The organism is Clostridium guangxiense (assembly GCF_021043395.1).
GTDB classification, from domain to species: Bacteria; Bacillota; Clostridia; order Clostridiales; family Clostridiaceae; genus Clostridium_S; species Clostridium_S guangxiense.
Window position 1 is genome coordinate 1 of sequence record NZ_JAJNKE010000009.1, and the last position, 20,776, is coordinate 20,776.

Below are 20,776 nucleotides of genomic sequence, written 5' to 3' on the forward strand. Positions count from 1 at the left end.
TTAGGATTTATCGTCTTAGATTTATTAGCTTTATTTAATATCCCAAATCAATATCACCTCGCTAAATTCCAGTTTGTCAATATGTATTTGGGATTAGTTATTTCACCCTTTCAAGTTGTGTATCTATAAAATAAATTCTTAATTTTCCCTTGTTTATTTTAATACAAGCTATTTATTAATACAATGGCTGAAATAAACTTTCATTGTCATGTTCCCTCTCTTGCTAGGCGCAGTAAAAAATCACGCTGAATATTATTTCAACGTGATAATTATAAAAATTAATCATTTTTCTCTTTCAATTCTTTAAGTAAGGCATCTGAAATAAAATAATAAGTCCATGTTGCGAGATAATTTTGTGTAATACGAGGAAACTGGTTCCGTTAATACTTAGGCAATCTTAGCGGGTTCAGTCGACGAAATATTACGCAAAATTAGCCGCTAGACGGCCTTATTATTTTTTTGAAGATGCCTAAATAGCAAAGAAAAAAGTGCTCCATCCCACAAAGATTAGCACCTTTTTCTTACTAAGATATTAATTAACTACTTAAAATATAAAAACCTACGATATTCCATCGCAGGTCAAAAGTGGAGGCGAAGGGAGTCGAACCCTTGTCCGAAACTGGTAACACTTAAGCATCTCCGAGTGCATTCCGTAGTTTTACATTCCCTCCATCAGACGCCTACGGACAGGCTTCTGACTTCAGTAGCTTCATAAATTCCGTTCCTTACTCAAAGCTTTATAAGGCTCGGTTCCCCGCTATCGACGCCAGGTCCTAAGTCGCGGGACTCTTAGGCTGACGTTAGCTGACTACGCAGCTAAAGCTAAATTATTTTCGTTATCGTTTAATTTTTATCCTATAGTTTTTTAACGCGGGTCCACAGGTTCCCTCGACTCGCTTCTTAAATGCAACACAACCCCGTCGAAACCAAAATGCGCCCCCATAATATTTGTTTAGATTGTGATAAACAATAAATTTATCCACAAACTAAAAATAGTATGACACAAATCTGTGAATAATCACAGGGTTTCGTGTTGATAACGAAGAATAAACATATTAAATTTTATTTTATACTGCATTAAAATTATAGCACAAATTTTTATATTTGCAAGTAAGCTTTATAAATTGCAATAAATTTAAATGATTTAAATTTATGCATTGTCACCTGCGGCATGTATTATAATACTCTAACAGCAGCACAATTTCAACATTTACTTTTTGGAAATTTACATAAATTTATCTTACTTTCATACTTCTTTCTATATCACGCTTTGCTGCTTTTTCCCTTAAGGAATCTCTCTTGTCATAATCCTTTTTACCTTTAGCAACTGCAAGTTTCACCTTTACACGTCTATTTTTAAGATACATAGCTATAGGAACAAGAGTATATCCTTGTTGAGCTGTATATCCAATAAGCTTTGTTATCTCAGACTTATGAAGAAGAAGCCTTCTTTTCCTCAAAGGATCTACATTATATATATTTCCCTCTTTGTAAGGACTTATGTGTATATTACAGGCAAAAATTTCACCATTTCTAACTTCAGCATAGCTGTCCTTTAAGTTGGCTCTTCCCCCTCTTATGGACTTAACCTCAGTTCCAACAAGTTCTATACCACATTCATAAGTTTCCTCTATAAAATAATCATGCCAAGCCTTTCTGTTATCCGCCAGAGTATTGTCAGCAGTATTCTTTTTAGGCATAAAATATCACCACGCTTGTAAATAAATTTAAACTACACTTATTATAACACACCAAAGGACAGAGTACAAAGCACAGAGTACAGATGACAATAAAGGTAGATTTATCTTCCTTTCGTCAGATAAATCTATGCCATCATCTCAAGATGGCGTCAGCTATGAGTTCTAAGATTTTCTGTAGTGAAGCGGAAGAAAATACTCCTTCACTGTACTCTGTACTCTATTTTAAGTGTTCTGGTGAAGCTGCTTCGCTTGTTATTGTGTTTTTTCTAACATGATGTATAGCTTCCACTCCGCTTTCTTCAATTTCAACACCTTCGTCTACAATTTCTTCAGACTCTGGGATTGGTTTCATTGCACATAACTGGAAGTATATTTCGTGGGAATCAAGGTCTACTCTTTCTACTCTTATTCTAACCTCATCACCAAGTTTATATATCTTCTTTGTTCTTTCACCTATAAGACTTAGGAACTTTTCATCATAAACGTAATAATCATCTGTAAGAGCACTTATATGGACAAGTCCTTCAACGGTATTTTGAAGTTCAACAAACATTCCAAAACTTGTTACGGAAGATACTATGCCGTCGTACTCCTCTCCAATTCTTTCTGACATATACTCAGCTTTCTTTAAATCATCAACTTCTCTTTCAGCTTCCTGGGCAACTCTCTCCATTTCTGAGGATTGAATTGCTGCATAGTCTACTGTACCTATTAGTTTTTTGCAAGATTTATCATCCAATCTGCCATTTAAGTAATACTTTATAACCCTGTGGATCATTAGGTCTGGATATCTTCTTATTGGGGACGTAAAGTGACAATAGTATCTTGCGGCTAAACCAAAATGTCCCGAGCACTCTGGTGAATACCTTGCCTGTTTTAACGAACGCAAAAGAAGAGTGCTTACAACTGTTTCTTCTTTCTTGCCTTTTACTTTTTCAATAATCTCTTGAAGCTGCTTTGGATGAACCTCCGCACTCCATCTTACTATATAGCCAAGGTTGTGAACAAAATCATTAAACTTCTCAAGCTTTTCACTGTCTGGATCTTCATGTATTCTGTATACAAAAGGGACATTTGCCCAGAAAAAATGCTCTGCTATAGTTTCATTGCAAGCAAGCATAAACTCCTCTATTATTCTATTGGCTACAGCTCTTTCATATGGTTTTATTTCAACTGGCTTTCCTTTTTCATCTAGTATTATTTTGCTTTCCTGAAAATCAAAATCTATTGCTCCTCTTTTAATTCTCTTATTGTATAAAATTTCTGCAAGTTCTTCCATTGCTTTAAAATCTTCATGTAAGTATTCATACTTTTTTATAGTCTCTTCATCTTCGTCTCTAAGTATTTTAGTTACATCTGTGTAGGTCATTCTTTCATTAGTCTTTATTACACTTTCAAATATCTTGTGATCTAGAACTTTTCCTGTATAATCTATTTCCATAAAGCAAGACAAAGCAAGTCTATCAACCTTTGGATTTAAACTGCATATTCCATTAGAAAGCTTTCTTGGAAGCATTGGTATAACTCTATCTATTAAATATACAGAAGTAGCCCTTTTAAGTGCTTCTTTGTCCAGTGGATTGTTTTGGGTAACGTAATTTGAAACATCTGCTATGTGAACTCCAAGTTTAAAGTTACCATTTGGAAGCCTTTCTATGGATACAGCATCGTCAAGATCTTTAGCATCTTCGCCGTCTATTGTAACCATTTTTATGTTTCTTAAATCTTCTCTTCTTTCATACTCTTCCTGTGGTATTTCATCCGGAATATTAGCTGCAAAGGCTTCAACCTTTTCTGGAAACTTCTCTGGAAGCTTAAACTTTTTGATTATAGTTAATATATCAATTCCTGCTTCTCTCTTGTTTCCAAGAACCTCTATTATCTTACCCTCTGGATTCCTTCTTTTCTCTGGCCACAAGGTTATTTCAGCAACAACCACATCTCCAGACTTTGCCGTGCTTTTTTGACTTTTAGGGATAAATATATCCTGAGATATTCTAACATCATCTGCTACAACAAAGCCAAAATTCCTACTATCCTCGTAAACTCCTATGATAGTTTTATTTGCCCTTTCCAGTATTCTTATTATTTCACCTTCACATTTTTTAGTACCTTTTACTTCTCTTGATATTTTTGCTACAACTCTGTCTCCATTTAACGCACCATTCATATAAGAGGACGGTATAAATATATCAGGTAAATCTTCCTCGCAAATTACAAAACCAAATCCTTTTGCATTTCCTTGAAGTTTTCCTATTATAAGTCCCATTCGTTCTGGAACCCCGTAATGGCTGGTTCTATTTTTAACTATGTCTCCATTTCTCTCCATTTCGTTTAGAAGTTTTTTAAAGGATTTGTATTCAACCTTTGATACTCCAAAAACTTCAGATAATTCTTGTATATTACAAGGTTTATACGCCTGTTCTTTCATAAAATCAAGTATATTTTCTCTTAAACTCATTTAATCACCTTCTTACTATATTTTATCATTTTTCTCATATATTATTCAGAATACACTATAAATAAAAAAGATACAATCCATTAAGTACTGAATTATATCTTTTAACTCCCGTTTATTTACTTGAATTGTGACAAATTTAATAAAATAGTTACTATTGCAAATAATACTCCAACTACAGCTGTAACCCTTTTTAGAAATGATTCACGTGTCTTGGACTTATTCTTTGCAAAAAAAGTATCAGTTGCTCCAGCTGAAAAATTTGTGAAACCATCCATTTTTCCTGGCTGTACAAGAACAACTGCTATGAGAACTATAGCTAAAATTATCTGCAACCCCAATAAAACATTGTGCATATCAGTACTAGACCTCCTATGATTTTAAAATTATGCCTGTAAATACATAAAATATCATCTTAGATTTCATTGTATCATAAACAATATTAGATTACAACCTAAAAATCAAGATGGCACAAGAGTCCATCTTGATTTAAAATAAAACCAACAAATTACTTTTTTATATTGTAAAATGCTTTTAATCCTCTAAACTCTGCTACTTCTCCAAGTTCTTCTTCTATTCTTAAAAGTTGATTGTATTTTGCAACTCTTTCAGTTCTTGCAGGAGCTCCTGTTTTAATTTGACCAGCATTTACAGCTACAACAAGATCTGCAATAGTTGTATCTTCAGTTTCTCCTGATCTATGAGATACAACTGCTGTATATCCAGCTCTTTCTGCCATTTCTATAGCATTTAATGTTTCAGTTAATGTTCCAATTTGATTTAACTTAATTAATATTGAATTTGCAACACCCTTCTGAATTCCTTTTTCAAGTCTCTTAGTGTTAGTAACAAACAAATCATCACCAACTAATTGAACTTTGTCTCCAAGTTTTTCAGTTAGTATCTTCCAGCCCTCCCAGTCTTCTTCTGCAAGACCATCTTCGATTGAAATGATAGGGTATTTATTAACTAAGCCTTCATAGTAACTTGCCATTTCTTCAGCTGTTAACACTTTTCCTTCACCTTTTAGGTTGTATTTACCATCCTCATAAAACTCAGATGAAGCAGGGTCAAGAGCTATAAATATGTCCTTTCCTGGCTCATAATTTGCTCTTTTAATAGCTTCAACTATAATTTGTATTGCTTCTTCGTTGCTGTTTAAGTTTGGTGCAAAGCCACCTTCATCACCAACTGCTGTATCAAGACCTTTTTCTTTTAAAAGTGATTTTAAAGCGTGATATACTTCTGCACTCATTCTAAGAGCTTCGCTAAAGCTAGGTGCTCCTGCTGGCATTATCATGAATTCCTGAAGGTCAACGTTGTTATCTGCATGCTTTCCTCCATTTATTATGTTCATCATAGGCACAGGAAGAACTTTTGCATTAATTCCACCTATATATTGATATAAGCTTATGCCGAGGTATCCTGCTGCTGCCTTTGCTGCTGCAAGCGAAACCCCAAGCATTGCATTTGCTCCAAGCTTTGACTTGTTTTCTGTTCCATCAAGTTCAAGCATTGTCTTATCTATTAATGTCTGATCAAAAATGTTCATTCCTATAAGCTCCGATGCTATAGTTTCATTTACATTTTCTACAGCTTTTAGCACACCTGTTCCATTATATCTTGATTTATCTCCATCTCTAAGTTCAACTGCCTCAAACATACCTGTTGATGCACCTGAAGGTACAGAAGCTCTACCAACAGTTCCATCCTCAAGAGTTATCTCAACTTCAACGGTAGGATTGGCCCTCGAATCTAAAATTTGTCTTGCTAATACGTCAACAATTTCAACATATGATTTCATATAAAACACCTCTCCTTTTTAATTTTAACCAAATTTACTTAACTCTATCTATTTTTATCTAAAAGCAGCTTTATTATTCTAGTAAATTCATCTTCACTTTAAATAAGTATTAGTCTTATACTTATTCAAAATAAAGCTTTTTTAGTGTCCATTAATGACATAAATTTTATTAAGTTCTTTAAATTATAGCATTATTTCACTAAAGTTTTACCTGTCATTTCTTTAGGTTTTTCAAGACCAAGCTCCTGAAGCATTGTAGGTGCTATGTCTGCTAACACTCCATCTTTTCTCATTTCCTTTGAATGATTGCTTACATATACAAAAGGAACTGGATTTGTAGTGTGTGCAGTCATTGGCTTTCCATCAGAATACTCTATCATTTGCTCTGAGTTTCCGTGGTCAGCAGTTATAAATACAGTACCATCAAGTTCAAGTACTTTATTCACAATTTTTCCAAGGCACTCATCAACAACTTCAACGGCTTTTTTAGCTGCTTCAAATACTCCTGTATGCCCAACCATATCAGGGTTTGCGAAGTTTAATATAACTGCATCATATTTATCTTCGTCAAGTCTTTTTAAGAGTTCATCTGTAACTAAATATGCACTCATCTCTGGTTGAAGGTCATAAGTTGCAACCTTTGGTGAAGGTATTAAAGCTCTATCCTCGTTTTTATTAGGCTCTTCAACTCCTCCATTAAAGAAGAAAGTTACATGTGCATATTTTTCTGTTTCAGCAATTCTAAGCTGATTAAGTCCTTTGCTGCTTATATATTCTCCAAAAGTGTTTGTAAGAACTTCTGGTCCAAATGCTACATCTACTCCCTCAAGAGTTGAATCATATTCTGTCATTGTAACAAATTCAAGTTTTAAAGTTTCTCTTTCAAAACCATCAAATTCTTTATCATTTATTGCTCTTGTTATTTCTCTTGCTCTGTCTGGTCTAAAGTTAAAGAAAATAACTGAGTCATTGTTTTTAACCTGTGCAAGAGGTTTCCCATCTTCCATAACAACAGCTGGAAGAACAAATTCATCTGTCTTGTTATCATGGTAAGATTTATTTAAAGCATCAAGAGCACTATCTGCTGTTTCTCCTTTTCCAAGTACAATGGCATTGTATGCAAGCTGTACTCTTTCCCATCTCTTGTCCCTATCCATTGCATAGTATCTTCCTGAAACAGTTGCTATTTTTCCAACTCCAATTTCAGTCATATAGTCTTCTATATTTTCTATATACTCTTTTGCAGAAGATGGTGGAACGTCTCTTCCATCAAGGAAAGCATGAACAAATACTTTTTTAACTCCTTTTTTCTTTGCAAGATCTAATAATCCTTTTAAATGTTCTATGTGTGAGTGAACTCCCCCTGGTGATAAAAGTCCCATTAAATGAAGAGTTGAATCATTTTTAAGTACATTATCTACAGCTTTGTTAAGTGCTGCATTTTTATAAAATTCACCATCTTGTATTGCTTTAGTTATTTTTGTAAGTGACTGGTAAACTACTCTTCCAGCTCCAATATTTAAATGTCCAACTTCTGAGTTTCCCATTTGTCCATCTGGAAGACCAACGCTTAATCCGCTTGCACCAAGATGTGTATGTGGGTAATTATTAAAGCATTTATCAAAATTAGGTTTGTATGCAGCTGCAACTGCATTTCCTTCAGTCTTATCAGTTAATCCAAATCCATCTAAAATCATTAACATTACAGGTTTCTTAGCCATTTTATTTCCTCCATTTACTCTTTAATTGACAATTGACAGTAGACAACTTTTTTATTATCTCATTGCCAATTCTCAATTGTCAATTATCAATCTCTTCCATTTAAGTTTATTAATGAATTCTAGAATGAACATTTATTAAAAATGTTCATTCTAAATTCATTTAGCTTAATAAAAACTTTGATTAAAAGTTTACTATTGCAGAGAAATCTGCTGCTTTAAGACTTGCTCCTCCAACTAATGCACCATCTATTTCAGGCTTAGCCATTTGAGCTTTTATAGTATTTGGCTTAACTGATCCGCCATATTGAATTCTTACTTTGTCAGCAATTTCTTTTCCGTAAACTTGTTCTACAGTCTTTCTGATTGCTCCAATTGTTTCATTAGCTTGATCGTCTGTAGCAGTTTTTCCTGTTCCTATAGCCCAGATTGGTTCATATGCTATAACAACTTTTTCTGCTTGTTCTGCAGTCAAGCCAGCTAAATCTAATTTAATTTGTTTTCCTATAACTTCGTTTGTTACATTTGCTTCTCTTTCTTCAAGAGTTTCACCACAGCAAACTATAGGAAGTAAGTTATGTGCGAAAGCAGCTTTTACTTTTAAATTAACTGTTTCATCAGTTTCATTAAAGTATTGTCTTCTTTCACTGTGGCCTATTACTACATAATCAACACCTAATTCTTGAAGCATGTTAGGTGCAACTTCTCCAGTAAAAGCTCCACTTTCTTTGAAGTACATATTTTGTGCTCCAACTTTTATGTTAGTTCCCTTTGTTGCTTTTAACACTGCATCTAAACATACAAATGTAGGGCAAACTACAACTTCTACTTTAGCATCCTTAACAAGTGGTTTTAATTCTTCAATTAAAGCTACTGCTTCAGATGGTGTTTTATTCATTTTCCAGTTTCCAGCGATTATTGGTGTTCTCATTAAATACACTCCTTATTTATGGATAAATAACATTTATTTATCTTTAATTACATTATAGCACTATTTAGCATTTTGTAAATATTATTTACTAATAATTATTATTATTTATCATTAAGTGCTGCAATTCCAGGAAGTTCTTTTCCCTCTAAGAATTCAAGAGAAGCTCCGCCTCCAGTTGAAATATGAGTCATTTTGTCTCCAAATCCTAACTGGTTAACAGCAGCAGCACTATCTCCTCCACCTATAACTGTTGTAGCATCGGAATCAGCCATAGCTCTAGCAACTGCTTTTGTTCCCTCTGCAAATTTTTCGAATTCAAATACTCCCATAGGTCCGTTCCAAACAACTGTCTTAGCTTCTTTTACTGCATCAGTGTAATTTTTTTGAGTTTTTGGTCCTATATCTAAGCCCATGTATCCTTCTGGAATGTTAGCATCCTCAGTTGTAACTGCTTCTGTCTCTGCTTTGAATTCAGCTCCAACGATGTTATCTATAGGAAGAAGTAATTTAACTCCCTTAGCTTTTGCTTTTTCTATCATTTCTTTTGCATAATCAACTTTGTCTGCTTCAAGAAGTGATGTTCCTATTGTGTATCCTTGAGCTTTTAAGAATGTATAAGCCATTCCGCCTCCAATGATTAATGTATCAACTTTTTCAAGTAAGTTGTTTATAACATTTATCTTATCAGAAACTTTTGCTCCTCCAAGTATAGCAACAAAAGGTCTAACTGGCTTTTCAACAGCATCTCCTAAAAATTTTAATTCTTTTTGGATTAAATATCCGCATACTGCTGTCTTAACAAACTTAGTTACACCAACTGTTGAACAATGTGCTCTGTGTGCAGTTCCAAATGCATCATTTACATATACATCTGCAAGTGAAGCTAAATCCTTTGAAAATGCATCGTCATTTTTTCCTTCTTCTGGTCTGAATCTTGTGTTTTCAAGAAGAACTATTTCTCCTTCTTTAAGTTCAGCAACAGCTTTTTTAGCATTTTCGCCAACTACTACATCGTCAGCAGCAAATTTAACTTCGCATCCAAGTAATTCGCCTAATCTTTTAGCAACTGGAGCCAATGTTTTTGAAGGATCTGGTCCTTTTGCTTTTCCAAGATGTGAACAAAGTACAACTTTTGCACCGTGCTCTGAAAGGTATTTTATAGTTGGAAGTGCTCCGTTAAGTCTATTTTCATCAGTTATAACACCATCTTTTAGTGGAACGTTAAAATCGCATCTAACTAACACTCTTTTACCTTTTACATCTACATCTTCAATAGTCTTTTTATTGAATTGCATACTATTCACCTCATAATTATATATTTTATAAAAGGTCCAGCCTCATAGCCTTAACTATAAAACCAGACCTTTCTACTATGTTTTTAATTCACATTATTTAATAAAATTAATTATTGAATTTTAAACTATTTTGCAATTTTTGCAAAGTACTCTAAAGTTCTAACTAATTGTGAAGTGTATGACATTTCATTATCATACCAAGCAGCTGTTTTAACTAATTGTGATCCATTAACATCAACAATTTTAGTTAAAGTAGCATCGAATAATGATCCGTAGTTAATTCCTACAACATCAGCTGAAACGATTGGATCTTCAGTGTATCCGAATGATTCATTAGCAGCTTCTTTCATAGCAGCATTAACTTCTTCAACTGTAACGTTCTTCTTAAGAACTGAAACTAATTCAGTGATTGAACCAGTTGGAACTGGAACTCTCTGAGCGTTTCCGTCTAATTTACCAGCTAAATCAGGAATAACTTGTGCTATTGCTTTAGCAGCTCCAGTTGAGTTAGGGATAATACTTACAGCAGCAGCTCTAGCTCTTCTTAAGTCTCCTTTTCTGTGTGGGCCATCTAATGTGTTTTGATCATTAGTGTAAGCATGGATTGTAGTCATGAATCCTTTTTCTATTCCAAATTTGTCGTTTAATACTTTAGCCATTGGAGCTAAGCAGTTAGTTGTGCATGATGCACCTGATACAACTGTTTCAGTTCCATCAAGAGTTTCATTGTTAACGTTGAATACTATTGTCTTTAAGTCGTTTCCAGCTGGAGCTGAAATAACAACTTTTTTAGCGCCTGCTCTAACGTGAGCTTCTGCTTTTTCTTTCTTTGTGAAGAAACCAGTACATTCAAGAACAACGTCTATTCCTAATTTTCCCCAAGGTAATTTTTCAGGATCTTTTTCAGCGAAAACTTTGATTTCTTTTCCGTTAACTATAAAAGCGTCTTCTTTAACTTCGATTTCGCCTTTGAATCTTCCCTGTGATGAATCATATTTGAATAAGTGTGCTAACATTTTTGCATCAGTTAAGTCGTTTATTGCAACAACCTCTAATCCAGGAACTTCAAGAATTCTTCTTAAAGCTAATCTTCCTATTCTTCCAAAACCATTAATAGCTATTTTTGCCATTCTAACTACCTCCAAAAATTTTTTTAATATTCTAAAATTATATGTAACATATAATTATTAGCAACTTATGTTTATTTGCCACTTAAAATTTTAACAATTTCATTTGCTGCACCCTCATCTGTAATGAGTACATTATTGTTATTGTTAATTTGCGTTGATATTATTGCTTCTGCTTTTGATTTTTGACCTGCAACTGCTATAAGATTCTTAGCATTTCTTATATCATCACTTTTAAGTCCAATTGAAGGCGTAGAACAAACAACTTTACCTTCATTGTTAAAAAAATAACCAAAAGCCTCGCCCACAGAGCCTCCCTCGAGTATTTTTGAAGTTTCCTCTATGCTAAGTCCTCTTCTTCTACTCATTTCATCGGCTCTTCCTATTCCATAAATTATTATATCGGCTTTTCTTATTGTATCTATAATATCTTTTATACCTTTTTCATTTATAATTACATTCATAATCTCGCTGCTTAAATTATCTGGAACATGCAGTAATCTATAAGCAGCACCAAGTTTATCTGCGAAATTTGCAGCCAATGTATTAGCCTCTGTTTCAACTTTTCTTGACATTCCGCCCCTTGCAGGAACAACGATAGTATTATGATAGCGCAAGGAAGTAGAAAAATTATCAATAACTTTTTTCATAGTAGTTCCGCCAGTAATTGCAATAGTGTTGCCATCCACAATTACGCTTTCTACATATTTTGCAGCAGTTCTTCCTAATTCATCTAGGACTGTCTCATCATCATCTATACTTCCCGGAACTATAATTACCTTTTTTATTTTAAGCTTTTCACGCAAGTAATCTTCGACTTCAGTTAACCCCTTAATCTCACGTATAAAATTCTTAAGCTTATCTATAATTTCTTCTCCTTCGCGTGTTACTAACATTCCAGGAGTACCTATGCTGATTAAATTTTGTTCTTTTAAAAAATTTATTTCAGTTCTTACAACCCTTTCTCCTATTTCAAGCTTCTTAGCAAGTATTCTTCTTCCTATAGGCTGATTGTAATATATGGTTCTTAGAATATTATATCTTTTTTCAAGTAATATCATAAGTTCGGGAATAATTTTTTGCTGTAATTTTAAGATTTCATGCAATTCAATCACCCCACTGGTCCTAATGCGTCCCAGCAATTTAATTCATGTCCCACTTAGTATTATAGAATAAAAACGAAATTTTTTAAATAGTATTTATAAAAAAAATTAATTTTTCATGGATTTTAACTATATTGGCACCTTTTATTATAATAAAATACAAATATAGTTAAAAACTTAATCATAATACTAATAACGTTTTCTCTTGCTTGAAGACTTTATATTCATTTCTTCTCTATATTTTGCTACCGTTCTTCTAGAAATATTCATGCCCTGTGAATTTAAGAGATCACATATTTTTTGATCTGAAAGTGGACTACTTTCATCTTCTTTTTCTATAAGATCTTTTATTTTTCCTTTAACACTTGACGAAGACATAGAATCAGAAGACGAACTTTCACTTGATATTCCTGTAGTAAATAAATCTTTGATTTTTACAATTCCTCTTTCAGTATAAATATACTTTTCTCTTATAGCCCTACTTACAGTAGATTCATGCATTCCTATTTTATCAGCTATGTCCTTTAAAGTCATTGGCTTTAGATATTTTATTCCTTTGTCAAAGTATTCTTTTTGATAATCAATAATTTCCTTTAAAACAGAGTACAGCGTGCTTTTTCTCTGTTCTATGCTTTTCATTAAAAATACAGCACTGTTTATTTTGTTCTTTACATATTCTTCAGCATCCTTACTTTCTCCGCCAGCTATTATTGTTTTATAAGTATTATTAATTGAAAGCCTAGGGATAGAATTATCATTCATAATTATAAAAAATTCTTCATCAATCTTTTTCACAAAAGCATCAGGAGCTATAAACTTAGTTTCATCGCCTGTGTAAAACCCTCTTGATGGCTTAGGCTCAAGTTTCTTTATAACATCACCATACTCCTGCGCATCTTTAGGAGTTATGTCTAAATCTTTTGCTATGGCATTATATTTATTCTCTGCAATGTTATTAAGGTGATTATCTATTATATAAAATAATTTTTCATCATTAATATTCTTCTTTTCAAGCTGCAACTTAAGGCATTCCTCTAAATTTCGTGCACCTATACCATCTGGTTCAAGGGATTGAACTATCTTAAGTGCATTTAAAACCTTATCTTCGTTTACATTTAATTGAAGAGCGATATCCGAAATAGAATCCGGTAAATATCCTTTTCCATCTAGATTCTCGATTATATACTTACATATATTTTTTTGTGAATTTTTTATTTGAATTTCCCCGAGCTGCTTAATAAGATATTCCCTTAGAGATTCTTGTCTACTTATAAAATTAAATGGAGATACTTCATCCTCCCCTTTGTAATTGTTTTCATGACTGTAATTTTCAAAATCAAGGTATTTCATAAATTTGTCATAATCAATCTTATCATTAAAGTCATTTTCCTTGTTAATACTATTTTCTTCACTTTTTTCGACATACTCTTTTTCGAGAAGTGGATTCTCCTCAAGTTCTCTTTCAACATACTCATTTAATTCAATACTCGACATTTGAAGCATTTTTATAGACATCTGCATTTGCTGCGTCATTACAAGTTTTTGTTGCTGACTTAAATTCAATTCAAAATCCAAATTCATTTTTTTCACCCTAATCAATTAATCTTAAAATCTAATAATTTTATTATAACATATAAACATTAAAAATGAGTACGATATTTAAAGAATGTCGTACTCATGAATTTTATATAATATTATTTATTCCATTTAAAACTAAAAAATATAATAAAAAATAATTTCTAAATTCTGTACAATCTAATAATTTTCAATAAAAAATACTCCACAAGCTCCGGACCCTGAATGCGTCCCAACTACACAACCAACCTCACACTCTATAAAATCATTTTCTTCTTCCTTCAATCTTTCCCTTAGCGCAGGTAAAATTTCAGTGTCTCCTACGTGAAGAAGTATTGATGTTTCATTTCTTATAATTCCTTTTTCATTTAAATAATCTAAAATAACCTTTACTGCTTTTTTACTTCCGCGAACCTTGTCCATTACCGACATTTCCCCGTCTTTTACCTCTAAAATAAGTTTTATTCCAAGAATATTTCCTATGGTACCTGCAGTTTTTGAAAGCCTTCCCCCTTTTACAAGATTATCAAGACTTTCAAAGGCTAATGCACTTTTAACATGTGGTATAGTTTCTATAATTTTAGCCTCTATATCCTTAAAATTCATTCCCTGCTCTTTTAGTTTACACGCTTTTATTACAAGTAGTCCAAGCCCTGAGGTCACATTAAGACTGTCAATGACAGCTATATCATTGCTTTCAAGCATATCTTTAGCTATACAGGCTGACTGATAGGTTCCACTCATCTTAGAAGACATTATTATGCTAATAATTTTATATCCCTTGTCCAAATAATTTTTAAAGCAATCATAGAACCTCTGTGGATTAACCTGCGATGTAGTTGGAAAAATATTTTCTTCGTCCATTACTTTAAGCAGTTGTGGAAGTTTTATCTCCTCGATATCAAGATACATTTTTCCCTTTATATTAACTATTAAAGGAAGTACTTCTATATCATATTTATCGACTATATATTGAGGTAAATCTGCTGTACTGTCTGTTATTATCTTTATTTTTTCCATGGAATCCCTCCTCTCTATTTCATATTTGGAAATCCAAGCTGTCTTATACCTTCATAAGCAACAATAGCAACAGTGTTTGATAAATTAAGCGATCTTGTTGTCGTTTTTACCATAGGTACCCTTATACATCTTTCTGCATTGCTTTCCCTTATATAATCAGGAAGTCCGCAGGATTCTCTACCAAAGATTATAAAATCACCTGCTTTAAATTGTACATCATCATAGTAATTATCACCATGTGTAGTTGAAAAATAAAATGTTGAATTCTTATATTTTTCTCTTAGCTCTTCATATGAATCATATAAAGTCATATCGAGATCTTTCCAGTAATCAAGGCCAGCTCTTCTTACATGCTTTTCATCAAGACTAAAACCTAGTGGTTTAATTAAATGCAATTTACAGTTTGTAAGAACACATGTCCTTGCTATATTTCCAGTATTTTGTGGAATTTCTGGCTGGAATAATACTATATTTAAATTTTCCTGTTCTAAAATCATATATGTTACCCCCGTAAATTAAATAATAGAAAACTATACCTCATAGAATCTCAATAAATATATATTACCTTAATAAGTGTATACAGTAAAGTTTATAATTTTATGTTGTTCTAATTTTATATGTATAAAACCTACCTCATGCATTTATAATAAATTCATTGATTGCCTTTGCAACACCAGAATTATTATTAGTATCAGTAATGTAATTAGCAGACTTTTTTACAATTTCCTCTGCATTTCCCATAGCTACTCCCATACCTGCATATTCTATCATGGATAAATCATTTTCATTGTCACCTATGCACATTACTTCTTCCTGTTTTATGCCATAAAAATCTGCAAGAACTTTAACTGCATTTCCTTTTGATACACCACTCTTCATTACTTCAAAATTATCTCTAAATGAACTTGCAATTTCAAAACCTCCCAATCTTTCTATTTCTTTTCTTGCTGCATTTAGTTTTTCATAATTATTGTTTTTAAGGGATTCCTTATCTATGCATATGCATTTTAGTATTTCATCGCCTTCTTTATCAATAACCTCTAGCATATTTTCAGCATATAAAAGTCTCACACGCCTATCTTCCGGGAGTTCCTTATTCATCTTTACATATATATTTTTATCATTATCAAATTTTTTACCAGATATTACACAATTACATTCATTAAAAAATATTAAAAATCCATATTTTTCAACTATAGAATAAAGCTTTCTCGCTTTTTCTTTTCCAAGTACACATTTATAAATAACGTCATTGCTATCCTTATCCCTTATATAAGCGCCATTAGAAGCTATAATTGGAGCTTTAATTCCAAATATATCGGCATAAACTCTTGCATTTGCAAACAATCTTCCTGTACATATTGCTATCTTTGTTCCAAGCTTATGTGCGGCCTTTATGGCTTTTAAGTTTTCTTCGCTTACTTTTTTTTCATCACTTAGCACAGTTCCATCCATGTCAAGACATAGTAATTTATACTTCATAAAATCGCCCCTTAAAATTTCATTTGTTACTCTTATATTTTATCATAAAACTTATGAATATAAATAAGCTCAATACAGTGAAACTACTGCGAAACTTGAACTATTTATGTACCAAAATACCAATTGTAAAGAGGATTATGGTGCACATATAGTTTGTATTTGAACTAGTTTCACTATACATTTGAAGATCAAATTATAAAAATAATAGAAGGCAGTTAGAATTTCAATACTAACTACCCCCTAGATCATATGATAAAGCAATTTTTATTTATTTTACATCTTCAACAAATATTTTGCAAATCTCAAGCCATTCTTCTTTTGGCATGAGTGTTCTAAAACCTGTTATACTTTTATCAAGTTTCAAATTTGGAGAATTAATTGCACTTGTTTGTGGTTCCAAGCATACATAATTTTTATCTCCATTGTCATTCCATATAACTATATGATTATATTTCTCTCCCATATTGTATACTACTCTTACTTTTTTCAACCTATCTTCTATAATTGCTCCTTTGAAATCATTTCCATTGAACTTAATAGGTTTTAATGAGTAATGCTTTTCAATAGGTTTCTCTAAAGGGGCTATTCCTTTATCAAGATATTCCTTTTCATATGCTGATAATTCAAGAAACTTTCCTGTTGGTAAAAGCCTATCATTCTGTTCCCATCTCTTATCAATTGAAGCTATAACTCTATAATCTTCTGCTTTGCTTTCAGAACAAAATGGAACGTTAAATGCAGTGTGGAAACCTATTGCCATTGGCATTTCTTCATCACTTAAATTTGCAACACTTACAGCTTGCGTTAAACCTTCTTTTGAAAGTTTATAGAGGAGTTTAAACTTAAATTTATGAGGAAAATATTTATAAAAATCATGATTTTCATCAAAATTAAAAGTTGCTTCTATTGAAACTTCATCATTTAAAATTTCTTTTTTAGTTATACTCCACTTTTCATTCTTAATAAAACCATGTATATAATTATTTCTATTTGGTTCGTTTATAGGAAACTTATATTGCCTACTTTCGGTTCTAAAAGTACCATCCTCTATTCTATTTGGTGGAAATAAAAGTGGTAATCCATAAACTTGAGGAACAGTTTCAAATATTTTAAAATCCTTATCTTGGGGAGTCCTAAGAATACTTATTTCTCTTGTATTATCCTTTAATTCTATTATATTGGCTCCAATATCAGGAATTATAAGCGCTTCATAGCCACCTGCTGCAAAGCGCAAACATTTATATTCTCCTCTTAAAATTTCTTCTTTAATCCATGTATTTTTATTATCAGTCAATTATACCATCTCCAAATTACAATATACCTATAATTTAAGATACTCCATCTTATAAAGCAAGTCCTATAATGTTACTCCATTTTTAAATATCACCATTTCTCTTATGTTATTCTTTTCATTATTAGCAGTATCACCATTTGCCACATCTTAGAATATAATTCCAACAAGTAATACTCAAATTACATAATTGCCATAAAGCAGATCTACTTCTAGTGTTCATTTCTATTATAATTAATTTCCGGCACTTTCATATATGCTGATTCCTTTCTTAAATAACCAGTAAGCTATGCTCCAAAATATTATAGCAAGAATACATTCTACTCCAACAGTTTCTAATACACTTGTCTTAACTAAGAAAAATTTAGCTGGAATATATGCAACGAATGCAAATGGCAATATAAAAGTAATTACAAACTGTATAGGTTTTGGATAAATTTCTATAGGATACTTAGCAAAATCTGCTGTGTCATATGCTGCTTGCAAAAAAGGGACACTTTCCTTAAACCAAAAAGCAGTTGCAGCAAAGAATAACTTTATAGCTGTATATATTACAGCTCCTGCCGTAACAGATACAATAAATATTACAATATTAGCCGCTGTTACCAGCTTTAATACATATGCCAACCAAGGTAAACCCAACAATTAATTCTCCCAAGGCATCAAACTGGAACTTTTCACATATAATTTGAAAAAATATACCTATGGGTCTTAACATATAACGGTCAAAGGTCCCCCTCACTACCATCTGCCATGCAATCATCCATAAATTATCGGTTAATAAATGATCTATTCCTCTTGGAATCTGTGCAAATCCATATATAAAAATGAGTTGTTCAAATGACCAATTATTAAGTGATGGTATCCTTTGAAATACCAAATAAAGAAATATAATTCCTGCAAACTGAGAACAGAAAAATCCAATAAGTCCAACAAAGAAATCCATCTTTGATTGCATTAATGAATCTACATATTGTATAACAAACATTTTATATAATTTTAAATATCTTTTTAATTTACCGCACATATACATTAGCCTCCAAGAACTACTAATCTTTTTGTCACTTTTCTCCATACCAATTCTCCAAAAATGTATAGAATAATAACCCACATTATTTGTTTTGTAAGTGCAAGCAGTATTTTATCAGCAGAATACTTTCCTAAATAAATTATCACAGGAGTATATGTCATAGAAGCAAAGGGCAAGAAGGAAAAAACCTTCTGCACAGTACCCGGAAAGAAATCAAGTGGAATAAGTTGACCTGTAAGAAGGGCCATTATTGCGTTTTTCACCATAGTCATTCCGAAAATATAGGTAGTATAAAAAGCTAGCATAGCAAAACAAAAATCAAAAAGATCATATATTAAAAAACTAAGAATGCAACTAACTAAAAAAACTATCATATATATAGGATTAGTTATGGAAAGCCCAAGCCCTACGTATCGATAAATTTATATTTCTACCCATATAAATACGGATGGTACAACTGCACGGTAAACCATAGTTCCAAAAGCTTTTGATATAACACTAAACCTATAATCAATAGGTTTAACTAACATCATAGCAATGGATCCGTCTACAACATTTTCTCCAATTTCTGATGAAATTCCAATATTAATCATCCCAGAAGCCACATATGACATAAATATATATAAAATCATTTCATTTCGAGTAAATCCAGCCAGCACACCATTTCTACTACTGCCATATATAGCCATCCATAAGTAATATGTAATGAACATACTAAATATCCGTCCAAGAATAAAAAGATAAAATCTTCCTTTATAAGCAAAATTACTTTTTATTTGATTTAAAGCAAAGGGCCAGTAAACTTTTAAAAATCTGTTCATAATGTACCATTAATCACTCCATTTTTATATATTTCTTTTACCACTTCAGATAATTCTGTTTCCTGAATTTTAATATCTTTTACTTCAGTTTGTCCCATAACATAAGAAATAACATCTGCTACTCCATATAACTTTTTATTAAAAGTAAATATTATACTTCTTCCATCTGACTCCACTTTAAGTTGATTGTTTTCCAAGCCGAAAATGCTATAATAATCCTGTTTTTGAATTTTCCCTAAATCTTTTACATCTATCTGCACTTTACACTTTCCCCCAAAATCATTTCTGAGCTCTTGTAATCCACCATCATAAATTAATTTCCCTTTATCTATTATCATAATTCTATTACAAAGCTCTTCGATATCGCCTAAGTCATGAGTTGTTAAAACAACTGTTGTATTATACTGCTTATTAATGTCTTTTATTGCTTGTCTCATTTTATCCTTTACTAATAAATCTAGTCCTATCGTTGGTTCATCTAGATATAATACTTTAGGATTGTTCAATAATGCAGCTGCTAAATCCGCTCTCATTCTTTGACCTAATGATAACGTTCTAACCGAATTATTTATAAAACCGGTTACATTTAATACTTCATTCAAAAACTTCATACGTTCTTTAAAATCCTTGTCACTAACATTATATATTTCTTTTAAAATAGTAAAAGATTCGCTTAGTGGAAGGTCCCACCATAACTGCGTCCTTTGTCCAAAAACAACACCTATATTTTGTGCATTTTCTTTACGATTTTTATTTGGATCAATGCCGTTAACAATACATTTACCTTTTGTTGGTGTTAAAATTCCCGTCATCATTTTAATAGTAGTAGATTTACCAGCTCCATTACTTCCAATATAGCCTACTATTTCACCTCTATCAATATGAAATGAAATATCATCAACAGCAACTTTACAAACTTTTTCGGTTGTAAACAGGCCCTTCACTGCCCCTTTAAAACCAGGATATTTTTTAGTTGTTACAAATTCTTTTGTAACGCCTTCTAGTGTAATCACTTAAAACTACCCCTCATGCAACATATTTAGACTATTTAATAGGAAAATCTATAAACCTTTTTTGTCTTTATCTCATAAAATTATTATATTTTAAAAACTTAAGAACTTTGCTTTCTCTAACTACCCAATCATTCGTATTCTTGTTATTTTTACTGATAACTTTTTCATTCTGTTGTACTGTATTATCTAAATCCATAAATACAGGAGCAAATTCTTCTTCTTTTTCATATTCATCTAAATATTGTTCACTTTTATTATTAGTATCAATTTCACATTCATAATAAATTGATTTCATGCGAAATATTGTATTCACATCAAATCTATCTACATTTTGCTGAATTATCTCTCCAATTTTTTCAATTAATTTTAACATGAACCTTGTTTTGTGAATTAATAGTTTTCAAAAAT

The 20,776-nt window shown here is 32.0% G+C and carries 16 protein-coding genes, 1 other RNA gene and 2 pseudogenes; all 19 read right to left on the minus strand.

What is annotated here, in order from left to right:
- Window positions 1-583: 583 nt before the first annotated feature.
- Window positions 584-941: a transfer-messenger RNA gene (gene ssrA / locus LQK79_RS07560) on the minus strand.
- 294 nt (window positions 942-1,235) lie between these two features.
- Window positions 1,236-1,700, minus strand: coding sequence for an SsrA-binding protein SmpB (gene smpB, locus LQK79_RS07565; protein ID WP_053242624.1), 465 nt, complete (start codon window positions 1,698-1,700; stop codon window positions 1,236-1,238).
- 217 nt (window positions 1,701-1,917) lie between these two features.
- Window positions 1,918-4,161, minus strand: coding sequence for a ribonuclease R (rnr, locus tag LQK79_RS07570; RefSeq protein WP_053242625.1), 2,244 nt, complete (start codon window positions 4,159-4,161; stop codon window positions 1,918-1,920).
- Window positions 4,162-4,277: 116 nt separating this feature from the next.
- Window positions 4,278-4,514 (minus strand): preprotein translocase subunit SecG, encoded by a 237-nt coding sequence (gene secG / locus LQK79_RS07575; RefSeq protein ID WP_053242626.1) that lies wholly within the window; start codon window positions 4,512-4,514, stop codon window positions 4,278-4,280.
- 152 nt (window positions 4,515-4,666) lie between these two features.
- Window positions 4,667-5,962 (minus strand): phosphopyruvate hydratase, encoded by a 1,296-nt coding sequence (gene eno / locus LQK79_RS07580; RefSeq protein ID WP_053242627.1) that lies wholly within the window; start codon window positions 5,960-5,962, stop codon window positions 4,667-4,669.
- A 191-nt stretch (window positions 5,963-6,153) separates the two neighbouring features.
- Window positions 6,154-7,683 (minus strand): 2,3-bisphosphoglycerate-independent phosphoglycerate mutase, encoded by a 1,530-nt coding sequence (gene gpmI / locus LQK79_RS07585; RefSeq protein ID WP_053242628.1) that lies wholly within the window; start codon window positions 7,681-7,683, stop codon window positions 6,154-6,156.
- Between the two features lie 181 nt (window positions 7,684-7,864).
- Window positions 7,865-8,611 (minus strand): triose-phosphate isomerase, encoded by a 747-nt coding sequence (gene tpiA, locus LQK79_RS07590; RefSeq protein WP_053242629.1) that lies wholly within the window; start codon window positions 8,609-8,611, stop codon window positions 7,865-7,867.
- Between the two features lie 101 nt (window positions 8,612-8,712).
- Entirely contained in the window at window positions 8,713-9,906 is a 1,194-nt protein-coding gene (locus tag LQK79_RS07595) for a phosphoglycerate kinase (RefSeq protein ID WP_053242630.1), read from the minus strand.
- 125 nt (window positions 9,907-10,031) lie between these two features.
- Window positions 10,032-11,036: a type I glyceraldehyde-3-phosphate dehydrogenase gene (gene gap, locus LQK79_RS07600; RefSeq protein WP_231016121.1), complete on the minus strand. Its 1,005-nt coding sequence runs from the start codon at window positions 11,034-11,036 to the stop codon at window positions 10,032-10,034.
- 71 nt (window positions 11,037-11,107) lie between these two features.
- On the minus strand, window positions 11,108-12,139 hold the full coding sequence (locus LQK79_RS07605; RefSeq protein ID WP_053242631.1) for a sugar-binding transcriptional regulator: 1,032 nt from the start codon (window positions 12,137-12,139) through the stop codon (window positions 11,108-11,110).
- Window positions 12,140-12,325: 186 nt separating this feature from the next.
- The gene (gene rpoN / locus LQK79_RS07610; RefSeq protein WP_198150093.1) at window positions 12,326-13,711 is read right to left on the minus strand and encodes an RNA polymerase factor sigma-54; all 1,386 of its coding nucleotides are present in this window, start codon (window positions 13,709-13,711) and stop codon (window positions 12,326-12,328) included.
- Window positions 13,712-13,891: 180 nt separating this feature from the next.
- Window positions 13,892-14,731, minus strand: a complete 840-nt coding sequence (locus LQK79_RS07615) for a DegV family protein (protein ID WP_053242633.1) — start codon at window positions 14,729-14,731, stop codon at window positions 13,892-13,894.
- Between the two features lie 14 nt (window positions 14,732-14,745).
- On the minus strand, window positions 14,746-15,228 hold the full coding sequence (locus tag LQK79_RS07620; RefSeq protein ID WP_053242634.1) for a tRNA (cytidine(34)-2'-O)-methyltransferase: 483 nt from the start codon (window positions 15,226-15,228) through the stop codon (window positions 14,746-14,748).
- Between the two features lie 136 nt (window positions 15,229-15,364).
- On the minus strand, window positions 15,365-16,213 hold the full coding sequence (locus LQK79_RS07625; protein ID WP_053242635.1) for a Cof-type HAD-IIB family hydrolase: 849 nt from the start codon (window positions 16,211-16,213) through the stop codon (window positions 15,365-15,367).
- 268 nt (window positions 16,214-16,481) lie between these two features.
- Window positions 16,482-17,507, minus strand: coding sequence for an aldose 1-epimerase (locus LQK79_RS07630; protein WP_053242636.1), 1,026 nt, complete (start codon window positions 17,505-17,507; stop codon window positions 16,482-16,484).
- Between the two features lie 231 nt (window positions 17,508-17,738).
- Window positions 17,739-18,579, minus strand: a pseudogene (locus LQK79_RS21195) (ABC transporter permease).
- Window positions 18,537-19,355: pseudogene (locus tag LQK79_RS07645) on the minus strand (ABC transporter permease). The pseudogenes LQK79_RS21195 and LQK79_RS07645 overlap by 43 nt, the downstream one beginning before the upstream one ends.
- Complete coding sequence (locus LQK79_RS07650) at window positions 19,352-20,368, minus strand: ABC transporter ATP-binding protein (protein ID WP_053242639.1); 1,017 nt, start codon at window positions 20,366-20,368, stop codon at window positions 19,352-19,354. Before LQK79_RS07650 ends, LQK79_RS07645 begins: the two are co-directional and overlap by 4 nt.
- Window positions 20,369-20,435: 67 nt before the next feature.
- Window positions 20,436-20,741: a hypothetical protein gene (locus LQK79_RS07655; RefSeq protein WP_231016124.1), complete on the minus strand. Its 306-nt coding sequence runs from the start codon at window positions 20,739-20,741 to the stop codon at window positions 20,436-20,438.
- Window positions 20,742-20,776 lie beyond the last annotated feature (35 nt).

Bases quoted from the DNA above. Each gene is read 5' to 3' on its own strand.
- smpB (WP_053242624.1), bottom strand. From the start codon at position 1,700: ATGCCTAAAAAGAATACTGCTGACAATACTCTGGCGGATAACAGAAAG.
- rnr (WP_053242625.1), bottom strand. From the start codon at position 4,161: ATGAGTTTAAGAGAAAATATACTTGATTTTATGAAAGAACAGGCGTAT.
- secG (WP_053242626.1), bottom strand. From the start codon at position 4,514: ATGCACAATGTTTTATTGGGGTTGCAGATAATTTTAGCTATAGTTCTC.
- eno (WP_053242627.1), bottom strand. From the start codon at position 5,962: ATGAAATCATATGTTGAAATTGTTGACGTATTAGCAAGACAAATTTTA.
- gpmI (WP_053242628.1), bottom strand. From the start codon at position 7,683: ATGGCTAAGAAACCTGTAATGTTAATGATTTTAGATGGATTTGGATTA.
- tpiA (WP_053242629.1), bottom strand. From the start codon at position 8,611: ATGAGAACACCAATAATCGCTGGAAACTGGAAAATGAATAAAACACCA.
- LQK79_RS07595 (WP_053242630.1), bottom strand. From the start codon at position 9,906: ATGCAATTCAATAAAAAGACTATTGAAGATGTAGATGTAAAAGGTAAA.
- gap (WP_231016121.1), bottom strand. From the start codon at position 11,036: ATGGCAAAAATAGCTATTAATGGTTTTGGAAGAATAGGAAGATTAGCT.
- LQK79_RS07615 (WP_053242633.1), bottom strand. From the start codon at position 14,731: ATGGAAAAAATAAAGATAATAACAGACAGTACAGCAGATTTACCTCAA.
- LQK79_RS07620 (WP_053242634.1), bottom strand. From the start codon at position 15,228: ATGATTTTAGAACAGGAAAATTTAAATATAGTATTATTCCAGCCAGAA.
- LQK79_RS07625 (WP_053242635.1), bottom strand. From the start codon at position 16,213: ATGAAGTATAAATTACTATGTCTTGACATGGATGGAACTGTGCTAAGT.
- LQK79_RS07655 (WP_231016124.1), bottom strand. From the start codon at position 20,741: ATGTTAAAATTAATTGAAAAAATTGGAGAGATAATTCAGCAAAATGTA.